Below are 771 nucleotides of genomic sequence, written 5' to 3'. Positions count from 1 at the left end.
GAATAAGACTTTTCTACTTAATTGGCGCTGTAATGCGGCCAGTTTAATTTGATTGGCTTTAAAGCTGTTTTTGGGTTTGATGTATTGACCGTCTGAGGTGGTAATGAGTTTGGTGATACCTAAATCAATACCTATGGCGCTTGTAGAGGGGTGAATTGGGTTCTCAGATAATGCTCGCTCAGTGCCAAACGACACGTACCAGTGACCTGATTTCTTGCTGATGGTGACGTTTTTAATGGTGCCGATGATATCTTGTGATTTTTTAAATTTCACAAAGCCCACGCCATTAGGTAGTTTGACGCGGTTGCCTTCAATACGGCAATACTTATCAAACTGAACCAAGCGCATGGAGTCGCAGCCATCTGATTTACGCTTAAAGCGTGGCATCAGTGGGCGTAGTTGAATCTCTGTACCGTCTACTAGCTTAAAAAACTTGGGTTTACGAGGTTTCTTTTTATTTTCTTTTAACCTGGTATGAGTTTTAGAGTCGAAAAATCGTGACCAAGCAGAGGCGAGATCACGTATTTTCTGCTGTAAAGACACGGCATTGGCATGGGTTCTTAAGAAGTCAAAATCAGGATTGTTCTTTAGATCTATGATTTTATTAACCAAGTTGGTGGCATTAATAAATTCATTTTTAGCAAACATCTCAAATGAGATCGCTAGCATTTGATTCCAAACAAAACGTGCAGAGCCGACAAGATTATTTAGAATAATCTGTTGCTCTACATTAGGCTCAAGCCTAAATTTATACGCTTTGTTGATTTTCAT

Annotated in this window: 1 protein-coding gene; it reads right to left on the bottom strand. The window is 39.6% G+C overall.

Annotation, left to right across the window (positions count from 1 at the left end; all coding sequences use genetic code 11):
• Positions 1-771 (bottom strand): RNA-guided endonuclease InsQ/TnpB family protein (locus AC2FA3_RS15020; protein WP_490510284.1); only part of this gene is annotated, 771 nt, incomplete at both ends.

Source organism: Janibacter sp. CoH_79_TC_3 (genome assembly GCF_058197955.1).
Note: the sequence above shows the minus strand (reverse complement) of the source record. Positions and strands in the feature narration are given on the sequence as shown.